The sequence below is a fragment of the Xylanimonas sp. McL0601 genome (assembly GCF_049852175.1).
Taxonomy (GTDB): Bacteria; Actinomycetota; Actinomycetes; order Actinomycetales; family Cellulomonadaceae; genus Xylanimonas.
The window spans coordinates 241,077-255,925 of record NZ_CP187527.1; the positions used below are offsets into that span (position 1 = coordinate 241,077).

Below are 14,849 nucleotides of genomic sequence, written 5' to 3' on the forward strand. Positions count from 1 at the left end.
AGATCAGGCCAGGTCAGGGGACGGATACTCGGCATCGCGCGGGTCGTCGTCGAGCCGGGCGTGGGTACCGAAGAGCTGAACCAGGTCGGACTCCGCGTTGACCACCGAGGCCAGCCTCCGGACGCCCTCACGGATGCGGTCGGGCGTGGGGTAGCAGAACGACAGGCGCATGTGGTCGGCGCCCTGACCGTCGTAGAAGAAGGCCGTCCCGGGGACGTACGCGACGCGCTCGGTGACGGCGCGCGGAAGCATCGACCGCGCGTCGAGGCCCTCGGGCAGCTTGACCCACACGTAGAAGCCGCCGTCGGGCACGTTCCACGTGGCGGTGGGCAGGTGCTCGGCGAGCGAGCCGATCATCGCGTCGCGCCGCTCGCGGTACAGCTCGCGGTACGCCTTGATCTGTCCCTTCCAGTCGCAGGTCTCCAGGTAGGTGGTGATGGCCATCTGGGACGCGTTGGAGGGCGACAGAATCGACGATTCGCTGGCAAGGACGAGCTTTTCGCGCACCGCGTGCGGGGCGATGACCCAGCCGACGCGATAGCCGGGGGCGAACGTCTTCGAGAACGAGCCGAGGTAGAGCACGCCCTCGTCGTCGAACGCGCGCATCGCCGGGAGAGGCTCCCGGTCGAACCCGAGCAAGCCGTACGGGTTGTCCTCGACGATGAGCACGCCGAACCGCTTGCAGATCTCGAGCACTCGGCGGCGGCGCTCGAGGGTCAGCGTCACACCGGCCGGATTGTGGTAGTTCGGGATGGTGTAGAGGAACTTGACCGTCTTGCCCGCGGCGCGAGCCTCGACGAGAGCGCGCTCGAGCGCCTCGGGCACCAAGCCGTCCGCATCCATCTCGACGTGCTCGACCTGAGCCTCATATGAGCGGAACACACCGAGGGCACCCACGTACGACGGCGCCTCGGCCAGCACGACGTCGCCCGGGTCCACGAAGATGCGCGTCACGAGGTCGAGCGCCTGCTGCGAGCCGGTGGTCACGACGACGTCGTCCGGGTGGGCGTTCGTGATGCCCTCGAGCGCGACCACCTCGAGGATCCGCTCGCGGAGCTCCTCGTCGCCCTGGCCCGAGCCGTACTGCAGCGCGGTCGCGCCCTTGGTCGTGATGAGGCGCTGCATCGCCTCGCCGATGACCTCGAGCGGGAGGCCCTGGATGAACGGCATCCCCCCGGCGAGCGAGACGACCTCGGGGCGGTTGGCCACGGAGAAGAGCGCGCGGATCTCCGACGCACGCATCCCGTGCGCGCGCTGGGCATAAGCGCCGAACCAGGGGTCGAGCCGAGTGCCGGCGGCTGCCTCGCGCCGCCCTGCGGACGCAGGAGCACCGGTTGCCGCCGCGGCGCCGAGGCGCTGCGGCGTCGTGGGGTGCTCCGTCGTCGGATGCACGGCCTGCTCGTTCATCGAGGCCTCCGGCTCTCTCACGATCCCGGTGTCGATCCCGGGTCGGGCGGGGACGAGGAGCCATCCCTCGTCCTGGTGGTAGGTGATGACCTGGCCTGTCTCGCGCAGCGTGCGCTCGACATGGTCGAGGTTCCGGCGCTCTTCGCCGGTGAGCGTGCGGCCCTGGGCCCGCCTGTGGAAAGCGAGGATGGCCCGTCGGTAGCCGCTCGAGCGGTGTTCCGGGCGCACTTCCCATGGGACCACTCGGCGCGTCGAGTGCTGCGCCGGCACGTCCGTGTGCCGCTTCCGGAACGTCGAGATCGCCTGAGGGGAGACCTCGATGCCCTCGTGCTCGCGCAGGTGCTCGACGATCGCGCGCGGGCCGAGGCCCTCCTCGAGGAGGCGGATGACGAGGGCAGCCGGGAGCTTTCGGGCCATGTGCGGCACACTACACCGGGACAGTTCATTCACAAAGCGGAACTGGCGCGGAACCGTTCCTTGAACGTGAGTGTGTTGTGATACGCGTGCGGACAATGAACGACAGAGGCCGGCGACCCGCTGTGCAGGTCACCGGCCTCGTCGTGCTGGAAGGTGCGCTCAGACGAGCACGGGCTCGATCTCCGCGAGCAGCGCCTTCTTGGGACGCGCGCCCACGATCGACTTCACCAGCTCGCCGTCCTTGTAGACGTTGAGGGTCGGGATCGAGACGACGCCGTACGCCATCGTCGTGGCCGGGTTGGCGTCGGTGTCGAGCTTGGCCACCTTGAGCTTGCCCGCGTACTCCTCGGCGATCTCCTCGAGGATCGGGGCCACCATGCGGCACGGGCCGCACCAGGTCGCCCAGAAGTCCACGAGGACGACGCCGTCGGCGTCGAGGACCTCGGTCTTGAACGTGTCGTCGGTGACGGCGACGGTCGCGTGGTTGTCGGTCATGCGTACTCCTTCGCAAGCTCCGGCGTGGTGTCGCCGGGGACGTCGTCCAGCGCGGTCAGGTAGGCCTGCGCGTCGAGGGCCGCAGAGCAGCCGGAACCGGCCGCGGTGATCGCCTGGCGGTAGGTGTGGTCGACGGCGTCGCCGCACGCGAACACGCCCGGGAGGTTCGTGCGGGTCGACCGGCCCTCGACCAGGATGTAACCCTCGTCGTCCAGGTCGACCTGGCCCTTGACCAGCTCCGTGCGGGGCTCGTGGCCGATGGCGACGAACAGGCCCGTCACGGACATCTCGCGCTCCTCGCCCGTGACGGTGTCGCGCAGCGTCAGCGCCGAGACCTGGTTCTCGCCCGTGATGCCCGCGACCTCGCTGTTCCACGCGAAGTCGATCTTCGGGTTCGCCAGGGCGCGCTCAGCCATGATCTTCGAGGCACGCAGCGAGTCACGGCGGTGCACGACGGTCACCTTCGAGGCGAACCGGGTGAGGAACGTGGCCTCTTCCATCGCGGAGTCGCCACCGCCGACGACGGCGATGTTCTGCTCGCGGAAGAAGAACCCGTCACAGGTGGCGCACCAGGAGACGCCACGGCCGGAGAGGCGCTTCTCGTCCTCGAGGCCCAGCTCACGGTAGGCGGAGCCGGTCGCGAGGATGACGCTGCGGGCGAGGTACGTCTCGTCGCTGCCCGTGACGATCGTCTTCACGTCGCCCGTCAGGTCGACGCGCTCGGCGTCGTCCCACACCACCTCGGCGCCGAACTTCTCGGCCTGCTCACGCATCTTGTCCATGAGGTCGGGGCCCATGACGGCCTCGGGGAACCCGGGGAAGTTCTCGACCTCGGTGGTGTTCATGAGCGCGCCGCCAGCGGTCACGGACCCGGCGATCACGACGGGCGCCAGACCGGCGCGCGCCGCGTACACGGCGGCCGTGTAACCGGCGGGACCCGAGCCGACGATGACGACGTCGTGGATCGTGGGCGTAGTGACGTTCTCGGTCACGCTGTCAGTCACAGTGTCTCCTTCTTGCGGTGGTCGCCGGCCGTCCGGCGCACGGCGACGGCGTTGCACCGCCTGCGTAACACGCCCGGGGGCGCCGATGTTCCGTGCGACCGGTCACCGCCAGGCAAGGGGGCAGGCCGCGCCGGGTTCCTACTGCACGGTGATCTCGTTGAGCTCGAGCCGGTTCTTGCCCGACGACTGCGGCAGCTCCGTGACCCAGACCACGAACGAGTCGCCCACCTCGGGCTGCGCGAACGTCAGCTCGGTGGTCGGCGAGATCGGGCCTTCGGCGAGCACCGGGCCCTCGGTCGGCTTGTCGACGGTGGTCTTCCGGATCTCGACGTGCCCGCCCTGGCTGTTGGTCAGCAGCGTGATCTTGGTGACCGGGGCCGCCTCGCGCAGCGTCACCGCGAGGCCGACGCCCTGGCGGAGGCCGGAGAAGTCCGGCTGGTTGTACGTGCAGGTGAACCAAAACGTCGACGGGTCGCCGTCGACGGCGAGCGGAGCCGCCTCGGGCTGCTCGCCGCGGCAGTTCGCGGCCGGGCCGATCTGCTGGGCGCCGGCGATGATCGGCCGGGCCTCTGCGGGTGTCGCCGAGGGGGAGGTCGTCTTCCCGTCCGAGGCACCGGGCGACGGCGAAGCCGCGGTCGTCACGCTGGTTGCGGGGGAGAACGGCGCGAGGGCCTGCGTGATCGCCCAGCCTGCGCCGACGATCACGGCGACGAGCACGACCACGAGGACGATCGGCGTCGGGTTCACCCCACGACGCCGCGTGACGGACTCGGTGGCGAACCCCGACGGCGGGACCGAGGCGGGCTGGTGGGCCGCGGGCGTCGGCGCAGCCTGCGCGTAGCCCTGCTGCCCGTACCCCTGCTGCTGCGCGTAGCTGGGCTGGCCGTACCCCTGCTGCGCGGAGGTGTGTGCCTGCCCGTTCGGCGCCCACTGCTGGGGCGTGACTCCGGGCTGCTGCGGCACCGGTGGGGCCGCGGGCCGCGGCGTCGGCTGTCCACCGCCAGGTGCGAACACCGGGGCCTGGGAGTAGTCGTATCCGGCGGGGGGCGGCGGGACGGGCCCGGGGGCACCGACGGGCGTCGCTCCACCCGCTGCGCCGCCGGCCGCACCCGCGGCGCCGGCCGCACCAGCCGCGCCTGCCGCACCAGCCGCGCCTGCCGCACCAGCCGCGCCTGCCGCACCAGCCGCACCGGCCGCCCCGAAGGCACCGACGCTTGCGGCGCGGGCGATCCGCCCGGTCGGCCGGCGCACGGGCACCCCGGCGGCGGCCGCCCCTGCGGTCGCGGCCGTACCAGCGGCACCGGCAGCCCCGGCGGCCGTCCCCGGACGCACCGACTGCCGGACCGGCACACCGCCCGGGGTGGTCGGCTGCACGAACGGCGGTAGCGCCGCCACCACGGAGACCTGGCCCCACGGTCGCAGCGCGGCGGCGAGCTGTGCCGGGCTCCCAGGCCCGTCGCCGCCCGCGCCGAGCGCGCTCTGCACGACGCTGTCGAGCACCGGGTCGACGTGCGGCACGAGGGTGGACAGCGGGAGCGGCACCCCGCGCTCGTCGAGCTGGGCGGGCAGCGGCCGCACCGTGTCGTGCGCGAGCCAGGGCTCGTCGAGGCTGTCGCCGGCCCAGCGCGCAGTGAGCGCGTAGTAGGCGAGCGCAGCGAGGTCACGCGCGTCGGACGCCGCGCCGTCGGCGCCCGCGCCTTCGACCCCGGCGAGCCCGGAGTCGATCCCCAGGCCGGTGACGACCACCTGGTGGCCGTCGACGCGGACGGCCTCGGGCCGAAGTGCGAGGTGGTGGACGCCGCGCTGGGCGGCGACCTCGAGCGCGTCCGCGGCCTCGCCGACGACGGCGCGGGCCTGCTGGGCGTCCACGAGCCCGCTCGAGACGATCTCGCTGAGCGTCGACCCGGCGTACGGCTCGGTGATCACGTAGGCGACCTGCGCGCCGTCGATCCGCGTGGTGCCGACGTCGAGCACGCGGGCCAGCCGCGGGTCCGAGACGAGGGCTGCGCGGCGCGCGGCGTCGAGCGCCCCGGCGGCGTTGGGGCCGCTGAGGAACGTGACGCGGACGGGCCGGTCGAGGATCGTGTCCTTCGCCTGCCAGACGCTCGCGTCCGCAAGGTCGGTCGTGGCGGCGTGCTCGATGCGGTAGCGGTCGACGACGACGCTGCCGGGCTCGACAGCAGGGCCGTGCGCGGCGCCGGGCGTGGTTCCACCGGGCGGGACGGTGCTCACCTGGCCTCCTCGTTGGGGTGTCGGCGGGCGTGCACCCGCTCGGGTCCATTCAACCGGACGGGCACCGGACGTTCGATCGGGCGTCCGATCCGCTCATCGTAGGGGTGCCGCGGGCCCTGGCCCGCCACGCCGCTCAGACCCTGCCGAAGCGGCGCAAGATCGGCCTGAGGGCGTCGTCGAGCTCGGCCACGCGCAGCGCCTTGAGGCCTGCGAGGTAGAAGCCGACCATGACCGAACCGCTCACTGCGGTGATGAGCAGCGCGTGACCCCAGCCGAGCGGGCCCGGCTCGCCGAGTGCCTGGGCCACACCCCAGCCGGCGAGCGCAGCGAAGACGGCGGCCAGCGCAGCGCGGACGTAGAGCCGCACGATGCGCCGCCCGTCCATGCCGTGGAGCTTGCGGCTCATGCCACGGACGCGCAGCAGCACCGAGATCCAGGTGGCCAGGGCGTACGCCCCCGCGGCCGCGACGGCGTGGTACTGGAACGGCAGCGCCTGCGTCGCGATCCACAGGGCAGCGACCATGCTGACGGTCGCGAAGACCTGGATGACGAAGATGCCGCGCCCGTCCTCGAACGCGAAGTACATGCGCTTGACCATGACCGTCATACCAAGCGCGACCAGGCCCAGCGCCATGGCCTGGAGCACGGGGGCGGCGACGTCGATCATCTCCTCGCTCATGGTGGGCAGCAGCGCCTTGATCAGCGGGCGAGGCAGCACGAACAGCGCCGCGGCCGACAGGACCGAGAAGATCCCCGCACTGCGCAGGCCCGTCGACATGTCGCGCCGCACCTTGCCGAGGTCGCCCGCGGCAGCGGCCGCGCTCATGCGGGGGAAGAGCGCCGTGACGATCGAGACGACGACGAGCGAGTGCGGCAGCAGGTAGATCGTGAGGGCCTGGGAGTAGGTCGCGTTGCCGGCGACGGCGGGGCAGGCGGCCTGGGCGGCGGCGTCGGCCACGCGCTGTGCGGCCTCGACGCAGGCGGCCGCCCTCTGGCCGGCCGCGCCCGTGACGTTGGTGAGGTAGAACGTGCCCACCTGCTCCAGCAGGACGGCGCCGAGGGTCCAGCCCACGACCTTGCCCGCCGAGCGCAGGCCGATCCCCCGCAGGCCGAGGCGGAAGCGCCACCGGAAGCCCGAGCGGTGGAGCGGCCAGATGAGCACCAGCGCCTGTGCGGCGATGCCCAGCGTCGCGGTCCCGGCCAGCAGCGCCGTCTGCGCCGTCGTCCATCCCTCGACGTCCTGGATGCCGGTGTCCGGCGCGCTGCCCCACAGCACCAGGAACGCGCCGAACCCCAGCAGCGACACGATGTTGTTCGCGACGGGCGCCCAGCCGTACGCGCCGAACTGGCCGCGCGCGTTGAGCACCTGCCCGAGGAGGGTGAACAGGCCGTAGAAGAAGACCTGCGGCACGCACCAGAACGCGAAGACGACCGCGAGCTGCCGGTTCTCGGGCGACCAGTCGCCCTTGAGCGTCATGAGCTGCACGAGCCATGGCATGACCAGCGTGAGCAAGGCCGTGATGAGGAGGATGCCGAGACCGGAGAGCGTCAGCAGCTTGTCGAGCCGCTCCTGCGCGTCGTGCGCCTTCATCGAGCGCAGGATCTGCGGGACGAGCACCGCCTGCAGCACGCCGGCCGCGATGAGCGCGAACAGGATGTTCGGCAGCCGGTTGCCGATGTCGAACGCGTCGGCGACGGTGCCGACGCTGCCGACGGCGGCGACCAGCATGAACGCCCTCACCTGGCCCGAGGCACGCGACGCAAGCGTGCCCAGGGTCATCAGCATCGAGCCGCGCCGCAGGTTGGTGCTCGCCGTGGCGGTTCTGTCGGTCATGCCTGCCTCTCGGCGTCGCTGGGGATGGCGGGGTCGGGCACGCCGACGTCCGCGGTGCGCCGCGGGGACCGACCGCGGCGGACGGTACGCCAGATCCCGACGACGAAGAGCAGGGCGACCATGCCCGCGAGCACGGCCGTGCCGACGGTCTCCCAGCCCGCGCGCACACGGAGCTGGAGCGTGACGGGCTCCGCGGCCGGCGTCCCAGCGGGCGTGAGGAGCTGCACCTCGACGACGACGTTGCCCGACGCGAGCGCGCGCACGGGCACGTTGACGCGCGCTTCCCCGCCCGCCGCGACCACCTGCGTCGGGCGGGCGTCGACGACCAGGCGGGGGTCGTCGGGCCGCAGCACCACGGTCACCGTGGCGTCGGCCGGCAGCTTGTTGCGCACGGTGACGGGCAGGGACCCGGCCGCCGAGATGAGCGTCACCTCGGTGCTGACCGACACGGTCAGGTCTTTCCGGAGCGCGCTCGCGGCATCGACCGCAGAGGCGACCGCGCCTGCCCGCGCGGGGGGTGCCGCGCGCCAGGCCACCGACGTCGGGGCGGCGAGCGCGGGGGCGACGAGGGCGGTGATGTCGGTGGGCTGGGCGGCAACCGTGGCGAGCTCGGCGACCGACGTGCGCGCGGCGTCGAGGCGGTGCACGCCTTCGGGGGCGAGCTCACCGTCCTGCGGGTCGGAGTCGGCCAGGGGCGTGCGGTCGACGTCGGGCCCCGACGTGGCGAGCAGGTCGGTCAGCGGCGTGACCCGCACCCAGCCGCTCGCCGTGAGGGCCTCGAGCGCGACCCGCAGGGTGTCGACGTCGGGGGACCAGCCGCGGGGCAGCACCGCGACCAGGTGCGGTTCGTCGCCGACGCCCTGGGCAGAGACGACCGACGTCTCGGCGAGGAGCCGCTGGACCGCCTCGGCCTCGGACAGCGCGGGCGTGGCGCCGGACGCAAGGTCGGTCGCGTCGGTGAGCTCCTGCGAGATCCGCCCATCGGCGACGATCGCCGTGACGTCTCCCTGTGGCGTGGCGACGGTCGCGAGCCCGGTGGACGTCCCGCGGAGCGGCGCGAGACCGGCGGGCACGACGGCGGTGCCCAGCCCGGCGGACCGGCCCGCGCCCAGGGTGGCGAGGTCGGGGGCGGGGGGTCCCGCGGGCCACGCGACGGGGGCGCCCCACGTCGACGGAACGGTCCAGCCGTTGGGCAGCGGCGTGGCCACGGCGGCGGTGAGCGCGGACGCGCTCAGCCCAGCGTGGGCGAGAGCGGCCAGGTCGGCGTCGTAGGCCGGCAACGGGCTGACGTCGGTCCGGTCGCCGAGCGCTGCGATCGAGCCCGCCCAGGCCGCGACCTGGGCGTTCGTGGACGCGAGGGCCGTGGCGACGAGCGCCGGGTCGACGGCGAGGGCCAGCGCGCCACGCGCCCCGGTCGCCTCCTCGGCCGTGCCCACCGCCGCGAGCGTGCGGGCGAGCGCGCCGCCCGGCGCCGTCGGACCCGCGAGGGCCTGGGTCGCCAAGGGGTCGGCGGGGTCCACGGCCGGCCCGGTCACCGGCGCGATCAGGCTGAGACGGACGGGCTCCTCGCCCCCTCCGGCCGCCGCGCCGGACGCCGGGTTCGGGTCCCACAGCAAGAAGGTCCGGACGGAGCCGATGGAGTCGTGGTCACCGTTGACGAGCGTGACCGCGAGGTCCCGCGGGCCGCGGGCGGTGAGGCCGAGGCCGTCGACGGGGACCGTGAAGGTCATGTCGCGGCTCTCGCCGGGTGCGAGCGGCTCGACGGGGAGCGTCTTCTGCGGCGTACCCCTCGGGAGTTCTCCTGTGCCGTCCGCCCACTCCGCCAGATCGCTGCGCGCGAAGATCTGCCGCCACCCGATCCAGAGCTCGACGCTGGCGTCCTCGAGCAGCTCGGTGGTCGGGTTCGCGACGTGGACCGTCACCGTCAGGTCGTCTCCGGGGTGCGTGACGGCGGGCGACAGCTCCTGGAGCGTGAGGCTGGTGGCCGCGGCCGGGGAAGCCTGCGCCGTCGGCGCGGGCGCGGTGTCGTCGGCGACCGCGGTGCCGGCGAACAGGCCGGCGCCGACCGAGACGAGCGCGACGACCGCGGCGACCCCTGCGGCGACGCGCGCGGCGAGCGGCCGGGCGCCCCGGGCCGCCGTCGGCCGGTCGGACGCGCGGGTCACTGCGGCGTGCCGGGCTGCGCCAGGCCCGGGGTGCGGGCGAGCAGCTGCCGTGCGATCACGGCGAGCCGCTGCTCGTTGGGGTACGACAAGCGCTCCGGGAGCGTGGCGACCGGGATCCAGAAGGCGTCCTCGGCCTCGGCGTCGGGGTCGTCCTCCACGGTGAGGCGACCGCCGGTCATGGACAGCAGGTAGTGGTGCACCACCTTGTGGACGCGGCGCGTCTCGCCGGAGAACCAGTAGTCGATGATCCCGAGCGTCATGCGGATCTGCCCGGCGATGCCGGTCTCCTCGCGCACCTCGCGCACCGCCGCCTGCTGCGGCGTCTCGGTGCCCTCGAGGTGACCCTTGGGCAGGCACCACTCGAGGCGCCCGGCGCGGTTGCGCCGCACGATCACCGCGGCCTGGGGTCCGGCCTCGCCGTCGAGCGCGGGGCGCACCACGACGCCGCCGGCGGACGTCTCCTCGACGACCGGGAGGTGGGGCGTGTGCGGCGCTGCGGCCGGGAGCGGGCTCAGCGTGCCCGGCGGTCCACCAGGGGAGGGACGCAAGCGCCGGGGATCGACGCGCAGCGGGCTGCCGCCCGGAGGCACCGGCGGGGGAGCCGTCGGGCGCGGGTGGTGTCCACCGTTCGCCTGCGCCGCCCCATGCATGCCACAACCCTACCGAGTGTGTGCGGCGCAACGGGCGTCGCTGCCGCGACGAGGGTGCGGGCCCCTCCAACCATCGGGGAGAATCGGTTGCCGTGTCGACCCCTGAACAGGATCTGCTGCGCCGCGCCCTCAGCACGCTGACCACCATGGCCCCCGCGGCGATCGAGCTCGGGACGCTGTTCCGGTCCGCCGGGCATGAGCTGGCGCTCGTCGGCGGGCCCGTGCGCGACGCGTTCCTGGGCCGGGCGAGCCACGACCTCGACTTCGCGACGTCGGCCACGCCCGACCAGACGCAGGAGCTGCTCGCCCGCTGGGGCGACGCCCACTGGGACATCGGCAAGGTGTTCGGCACCATCGGCGCTCGCCGCTTCGCGCGCGGCGGTGACGACGGCGGTGACGACGTCGTCGTCGAGGTCACGACCTACCGGTCCGACGAGTACGACCCGGCCTCGCGCAAGCCCGTGGTCGCGTTCGGGGACACGCTCGAGGGCGACCTGTCCCGTCGCGACTTCACCGTCAACGCGATGGCGGTGCGCCTGCCCGACCTCACGTTCGTCGACCCGTTCGACGGGCTCGGCGACCTGGCGCGCGGCGTGCTGCGCACCCCGATCGAGCCGGAGCGCTCGTTCGACGACGACCCGCTGCGGATGATGCGCGCGGCACGTTTCGCGGCGCAGCTCGGCTTCGCCCTGGACCCCGGGACGCTCGCGGCCCTCGTGGCGATGGCAGAGCGCATCGAGATCGTCTCGGCCGAGCGTGTGCAGGCCGAGATCAGCAAGCTGCTGCTCGCCGACGGCCCTCGCCGCGGCCTCGAGGTCCTCGTGGAGAGCGGCCTGGCCGACCACGTGCTGCCCGAGCTGCCTGCGCTCAAGCTCGAGATCGACGAGCACCACCGCCACAAGGACGTCTACCAGCACACGCTGACGGTGCTCGAGCAGGCGATCGCGCAAGAGACGGGGCCTTCTGGTGCGGTGCCGGCGCCGGACCTGGTGCTGCGCCTGGCCGCCCTGCTGCACGACGTCGGCAAGCCCGCCACGCGCCGGTTCGAGCCGGGTGGCGGCGTCAGCTTCCACCACCACGAGGTGGTGGGCGCGAAGCTCGTCGCCAAGCGCTTGCGCGCGCTCAAGTTCGAGAAGCAGGTGGTCAAGGACGTCGCGCGGCTCGTCGAGCTGCACCTGCGCTTCCACGGCTACGGCGACGCCGTGTGGACGGACTCCGCGGTGCGCCGCTACGTCACCGACGCCGGCCCGCTGCTCGAGCGCCTGCACCGGCTCACGCGCGCCGACTCCACGACGCGCAACAAGCGCAAGGCCCAGCGCCTCGCCGACTCCTACACCGACCTCGAGCAGCGCATCGACGCGCTGCGCGAGCAGGAGGAGATCGACGCGATCCGTCCGGACCTGGACGGGACGCAGATCATGGCGATCCTCGGCCTCCGGCCCGGGCCCCAGGTGGGCGCCGCGTACAAGCACATGCTCGCGCTGCGGATGGAGCACGGACCGCTGGGCGCCGAGCGCGCGGAGGCCGAGCTGCGCGCGTGGTGGGCCGCCCAGGAGCAGGCGCAGGGGTAGCCCTCACCCACAACGCTCCGGCAGAGTGTGGCGGTGGTCACGCCCCTGTCACCCTCGCCATCCTCCTTCGCGGCCCGGACGCGCTCCGCGCGCGTCGGCGTCGCCGCGTTCTACGCCGTGCAGGGCCTGTGCTTCGGTGGCCTGCTCGCGCAGGTCCCCACGTTGCAGCACGGCCTGGGGATGTCCGACGGCGCCCTCACGGTCGTGCTGCTGCTCGTGCCCGTCGTGGCCGGGGCGGGCAGCGTGCTGGCGGGCGTCGTCGCGCCGCGCACGGGCAGCGCCGTCCTGCTGCGGGTCGCGGGGCCGCTGGTCGGGGTCGCGGTCCTCGGGACCGCGCTCGTGGGGAGCGTCGCGCTGCTCTACCCCGTGGTCTGCCTGGTCGGTCTGCTGCTGGGCGTCGTCGACGCCACGATGAACATGCAGGGCGTCGCCGTGGAGCGGCGGGTCGGGCGCAGCCTTCTCAACTCGTTCCACGGGGCCTGGAGCGTGGGCGGCATCCTCGGCTCCCTCGCGGCAGTGCTCGCGCACGGGCAGGGCTGGTCGCTGGTCGCGGGGCTGAGCCTGGTCGCGGGCGTCGCGGTGGCGGTGGACGGCGCGGCGGCGACGCGCCTCCTCACGCACGCGGAGGAGACCCCCGACCTCGTCGTGGGTGCTGGTCCGGGGGCTGTGGACAGCGCCCCGGCGCCCGGACCCGCACCCGCAGCGCGGGTTCCGTGGCGGCCCATCGTCGTCGTCGGGCTGGCCGTGACCATCATGTACGTGGCGGACTCGGCGACCTCCAGCTGGTCGACCAAGTACATCGAGGACGTGCTGGGCTCGTCACCGACCGTGGCACCGCTCGGGCTGTCCGCCTACCTCGCATGCCAGCTGCTCGCGCGGGTAGGCGCGGATGCGCAGGTCAACCGGACCGGACCGGCGTGGACGGTGCGGTTCGGGGGCGCGCTGGGTGCGCTCGGCCTGGTGCTGGTCGCGGCGGCGCCTGCGCCGTGGGTCGCGATCGCCGGGTTCGGGCTCACCGGGCTGGGCCTCGCCGTCGTCGTGCCGCTGGCCTTCTCGGCGGCCGACGCGCACGACCCCACGCACAGCGGCGTCGCCGTCGCGCGGGTCAACCTGTTCAACTACGCCGGGTTCGTGCTCGGGGCGGCGCTGATCGGCGGGATCGCCGAGGTGAGCAGCCTCCGCTGGGCGTTCGCGGTGCCGGCCGTCCTGGCGGTCGGCGTGATCCTGCTGGCCCCGTCGTTCCGCGTCCCGCGCGAGCCCCGGCGCGCGGCCGACACGGACGCCCTCCCGGCACGGTAGGGCCCAGCTCACGTGCGTTGTCAGGCCCAGAGCGCCCTCGAGTGCACCCTGAGCCTGACAGGTCCTTCGAGGCACGCGCGTGTCAGGGCTAGGGCGTGGTCAGGGGCACCGTGGGCCTGACAGGTCCTCGAGGCACGCGCGTGTCAGGGCGAGGGCGTGGTCAGGGGCACCGTGGGCCTGACAGGTTGGAGCTGGGAGGATGGGCCGCCGGCCAGTGGAGCTCAGTGGGACGCCGGGCCCTCGCCCTCCGGTATGGGCGGGCGGCGCAGCGTGAACGCCAGCAACGTGGCCGCGGCCATCACCAGCGCACCCACCGTGAACGCCAGGCTCGCGCCCCCGGTCAGTGCCTCGGCGGGGTGCGCGCCGTCCTCGGCCAGCGAGACGGACCGCGCCGTGAGCAGCGCGACGAACATCGCGGTGCCCGCCGCGCCGGCGAGCTGCTGCACGGTGCCGACGGCGGCCGACCCGTGGGAGTACAGCCGCGGCATGAGGGAGCCGAGCGTCGTCGTGAACAAGGGCGTGAAGACCAGCGCGAGACCCAGGCTCATCAGCACGTGCGCGGCGAGCACGAACGGCCAGTCGGTGCTCGGCCGGATCGTTGCCATCCCGGCGAACGCGACGGCGACCATCGCGGCACCCGGCACGACCAGCGGGCGCGGCCCCACCCGGTCGTACAGGTTCCCCACGACCGGCCCGAGCAGGCCCATCGCGAGGCCGCCCGGCAGCACCAGCAGGCCCGTGGCGAGCGGCTCGAGGCCCAGCGCCCGCTGCAGGACGAGCGGCAGCACGATGAACGAGCCGAACATCGCGAGCATCGAGATCGCCAGGACGCCCAGGCCGGTGGAGAACCCGCGCGACGCGAACACCCGCAGGTCGAGCACCGCGTCGTCGGACCGCTGGAGGCGGAGCTGGCGCCACGCGAACAGGACCAGCATGACGACGCCGACGACGAGGGGCACCGCGGGCGGCACCGGCACGTGCCCGCCGACGGCCTCCCCGAGGCTGGTCAGGCCGTACACCAGGCCGCCGAAGCCGAGCGCTGCGAGCACCAGCGAGAGGGCGTCGAGCCGCTTGTGCACCCGCTCCGACACGTCGCGGAGCAGCACGGCGCCCACCACGAGCGCGGCCACCGCGATCGGCAGCACGACGCCGAAGACGGCGCGCCAGCCGAGCGGTTCGAGCACCGCGCCCGACAACGTGGGGCCGAGCGCCGGCGCCGCCGAGATGACGAGCGAGACGTTGCCCATGATCTTTCCGCGGTGCTGCGGTGGCACCAGGTTCATGACCGTGGTCATGAGCAGCGGCAGCATGATCGCCGTGCCGAGCGCCTGCACCACGCGGGCGGCGACGAGCACGCCGAACACGGGCGCGAGGATCGCGAGCAGCGTGCCCGCGCTGAACAGGGACATGGCCAGCAGGAACGACACGCGCGTGCCGAACCGCTGCAGCAGGAACCCGGTCGCCGGGATGGTCACGGCCATCGTCAGCATGAACGCCGTGGTGAGCCACTGGCCGGTCGCGGCGGTGACGTGGAAGTCCTCCATGATCGGCGGCAGCGCCACGCTCATGGTGGTCTCGTTGAGGATGACGACGAACGTCGACGCGAGCAGCAGCGCGATCGCGGTGAAGTGCGCGCGCGGCAGGCGGTCCGGGGCCGGGGCGACGACGGTCTCGACCGGCGTGGCAGGCGTGACGACGTCGGTCAGCCTCTTGTCGACAGGCGCTTCCGTGGTGCGGGGAGCGGAGTCCATGGATCCTCCTCGTGGCAGCGGGCG

The 14,849-nt window shown here is 73.5% G+C and carries 10 protein-coding genes; 2 read left to right on the plus strand and 8 right to left on the minus strand.

The annotated features are described in order from the left end of the window. Positions 1-3: 3 nt before the first annotated feature. The 7 genes from ACO4JP_RS01110 to ACO4JP_RS01140 form a co-directional block, all read right to left on the minus strand. Complete coding sequence (locus tag ACO4JP_RS01110) at positions 4-1,407, minus strand: PLP-dependent aminotransferase family protein (protein WP_425957029.1); 1,404 nt, start codon at positions 1,405-1,407, stop codon at positions 4-6. 576 nt (positions 1,408-1,983) lie between these two features. Continuing rightward, positions 1,984-2,319, minus strand: a complete 336-nt coding sequence (gene trxA, locus ACO4JP_RS01115; protein WP_425955562.1) for a thioredoxin — start codon at positions 2,317-2,319, stop codon at positions 1,984-1,986. After that, entirely contained in the window at positions 2,316-3,323 is a 1,008-nt protein-coding gene (trxB, locus tag ACO4JP_RS01120) for a thioredoxin-disulfide reductase (RefSeq protein ID WP_425955563.1), read from the minus strand. The genes trxA and trxB overlap by 4 nt, the downstream gene beginning before the upstream one ends. Before the next feature lie 138 nt (positions 3,324-3,461). Continuing rightward, positions 3,462-5,555 (minus strand): hypothetical protein, encoded by a 2,094-nt coding sequence (locus ACO4JP_RS01125; protein ID WP_425955564.1) that lies wholly within the window; start codon positions 5,553-5,555, stop codon positions 3,462-3,464. A 133-nt stretch (positions 5,556-5,688) separates the two neighbouring features. Continuing rightward, positions 5,689-7,389 (minus strand): murein biosynthesis integral membrane protein MurJ, encoded by a 1,701-nt coding sequence (murJ, locus tag ACO4JP_RS01130; RefSeq protein ID WP_425955565.1) that lies wholly within the window; start codon positions 7,387-7,389, stop codon positions 5,689-5,691. Beyond that, complete coding sequence (locus ACO4JP_RS01135) at positions 7,386-9,554, minus strand: DUF6049 family protein (protein WP_425955566.1); 2,169 nt, start codon at positions 9,552-9,554, stop codon at positions 7,386-7,388. The genes murJ and ACO4JP_RS01135 overlap by 4 nt, the downstream gene beginning before the upstream one ends. Next, positions 9,551-10,204, minus strand: coding sequence for an NUDIX hydrolase (locus ACO4JP_RS01140; RefSeq protein WP_425955567.1), 654 nt, complete (start codon positions 10,202-10,204; stop codon positions 9,551-9,553). Before ACO4JP_RS01140 ends, ACO4JP_RS01135 begins: the two co-directional genes overlap by 4 nt. Before the next feature lie 92 nt (positions 10,205-10,296). On the opposite strand from ACO4JP_RS01140, the gene ACO4JP_RS01145 reads away from it, so the two are divergent. Continuing rightward, on the plus strand, positions 10,297-11,775 hold the full coding sequence (locus ACO4JP_RS01145) for a CCA tRNA nucleotidyltransferase (RefSeq protein ID WP_425955568.1): 1,479 nt from the start codon (positions 10,297-10,299) through the stop codon (positions 11,773-11,775). Positions 11,776-11,808: 33 nt separating this feature from the next. After that, complete coding sequence (locus tag ACO4JP_RS01150) at positions 11,809-13,074, plus strand: MFS transporter (protein WP_425955569.1); 1,266 nt, start codon at positions 11,809-11,811, stop codon at positions 13,072-13,074. A 221-nt stretch (positions 13,075-13,295) separates the two neighbouring features. Here the strand turns inward: ACO4JP_RS01150 and ACO4JP_RS01155 are convergent, their stop codons facing one another. After that, complete coding sequence (locus ACO4JP_RS01155; RefSeq protein WP_425955570.1) at positions 13,296-14,825, minus strand: MDR family MFS transporter; 1,530 nt, start codon at positions 14,823-14,825, stop codon at positions 13,296-13,298. Positions 14,826-14,849 lie beyond the last annotated feature (24 nt).